Annotated in this window: 2 protein-coding genes; both read left to right on the forward strand. The window is 62.3% G+C overall.

Annotated features, from left to right (window positions below):
* A partial coding sequence (locus VF515_11280; protein HEX7408214.1) for a phosphoglucomutase, alpha-D-glucose phosphate-specific occupies positions 1-419 on the forward strand: 419 nt, incomplete at its 5' end.
* Between the two features lie 152 nt (positions 420-571).
* Positions 572-1,629, forward strand: a protein-coding gene (locus VF515_11285) for an IS630 family transposase (GenBank protein ID HEX7408215.1) whose coding sequence is annotated in 2 segments (ribosomal slippage) — positions 572-1,058 and positions 1,058-1,629 — 1,059 coding nt in all. Because the reading frame shifts where the segments join, the coding sequence is not laid out codon by codon here.
* Positions 1,630-2,122 lie beyond the last annotated feature (493 nt).

A 2,122-nucleotide genomic window follows, 5' to 3' on the forward strand; every position in this document is an offset into this window, starting at 1 on the left:
TCGATTTGCTTGCCGCCGAAATCACCGCACAAACCCAGCGGAACCCAAGCGAAGCATACGATCACCTCATGCGGGAGTTGGGCGTGCCCTTCTACGAACGAATCGATGCGCCCGCGACACCGGAACAGAAAGAGCTGCTGAAGACGCTCTCGCCCAATCAGATTGGCATGGTGGCACTTGCCGGCGAGCCAATATGCGCGAAGCTTACCGCCACTCCGGGCAACGGTCTTCCGCTCGGTGGAATCAAGGTGATTGCCGAGAGCGGATGGTTTGCCGCGCGGCCGTCCGGCACGGAGGATGTCTACAAGAGTTATGCCGAGAGTTTCTGCAGTGAAGGCCACCTGCGGCAGATCCAGGAAGAGGGCCAGAACACCATATCTTGCGTGTTCCAGAACGTAAAAGCGCATTCCTCCAAATGAGATTTTAGATTTTTGAAACTGCCGTCTCATGAGACTACCGACCACACGAGTGCAAGCCTCAGGTTATACCAAGTCCCTGAGGGCATGACTCGAAAGGGCTTCCCCGGCGCGGCGTTGGTCTGATTCAAAGTGGCGAACGAAGGAGTTTCGCCATGCCGATCCCACTGCGGGTTGATTTCGAAGCCGCCGATCTGCGCGCCGCGGCCCGTGCGACCAAGAATGCGGGGCAGGCCCGTAGGCTGCTTGCTCTGGCGGCGATCTATGACGGGTCTTCGCGGACCGAGGCTGCCAAGATTGGCGGCGTGACGTTGCAGATCGTTCGGGACTGGGTGGTAAAGTTCAATGCCCACGGCCCGGATGGCTTGATCGACCGCAAGCCGCCTGGTCAGCCATCGCGCTTGAGCGACGCGCATCGCACGGCGATCAAGGCCATCATCGAGAGCGGTCCGATCCCTGCGACCCATGGCGTCGTGCGCTGGCGGCTGGTCGATCTGTGCCAGTGGGTGTGGGAGGAGTTCCGCATCGCCATCGCCAAGCAGACCTTGAGCCGCGAGCTGCGCGCCATGGGCTACCGCAAGCTCTCCGCCCGCCCACGCCATCACGCCCAGGCCGAAGGCGCCATCGAGAGTTTTAAAAAAACTTCCCCGAGGTCCTGGCGAAGGTCGCGGCCGACAACAAGATCGAGCCTGCACGCATAGAAATCTGGTTCGCCGACGAAGCCAGGATCGGTCAGAAGAACAAAATCACGCGGCGCTGGGCCAGGCGCGGTTCGAGACCCTCGGCCCCGCACGATCAACGCACCGCGTCGACCTATATCTTCGGCGCGATCTGTCCGAAGCGAGGCAAGGGGGCGGCCCTCGTGCTGCCTCGCTGCAACATCGAAGCGATGAACCTGCACCTGGCCGAGATCGCGCTGGCGGTGGCACCGGGTGCTCATGCACTCCTCCTCGTCGATCAGGCGGGTTGGCACATGTCCGCTAAGCTCGTCATACCGCCCAACATCACGCTCGTGCCATTGCCGCCGAAGTGCCCGGAACTCAATCCCGTGGAAAACCTCTGGCAGTTCCTGCGCGACAACTGGCTGTCAAACCGCGTGTTCACGTCCTACGCCAACATCGTCGACCACTGCTGCGATACCTGGAACAAGCTGGTGGCTCAGCCATGGCGCATCATGTCCGTCGGCCTGCGTGAATGGATGAACGGGTTCTGATCATCGGGATTTGGTATAAGTAGATTCCGAATCTCCCGCCCCGGTCCCGTCAGGCAGAGGGTGTAACCATGTCCTCGGCGGCAAAGCGTCCAGAAGCTACCGTCTATGGCAGTCTCTCCCGCAAACACCCTCTGCCGCCGGAAATCGATCGCCATGATACGCGCTCGATCCCACCAACGAAAGGAATGGCCATGCCGCGTTTGAGTACCCTCATCGCCGCAGCCGCTCTTCTCGCCACAGCCCTCGTCGGCGCCGCGTTCGCACAGACCACCCCGCCCCCGCCGATCCAATCAGCCCCCCAGATCACCGCGCAGCTGAAGGCCGCCGCCACCATCATGGCGAAGGTGGCGCCGCTCACTCTCGGCACCGGCTACCGCACCTGGAACTCCCCGACGTCAACGGTATCGAGCTCGTCGAGCGCTTCGCCGCCGACGGCGGTTGCGGCGTTATCGTCGTGACCGCCAACGATGAAGCCGCCGCCCGCGGCGCCGGC

The organism is Candidatus Binatia bacterium (assembly GCA_036382395.1).
GTDB lineage: Bacteria > Desulfobacterota > Binatia > HRBIN30 > HRBIN30 > JAGDMS01.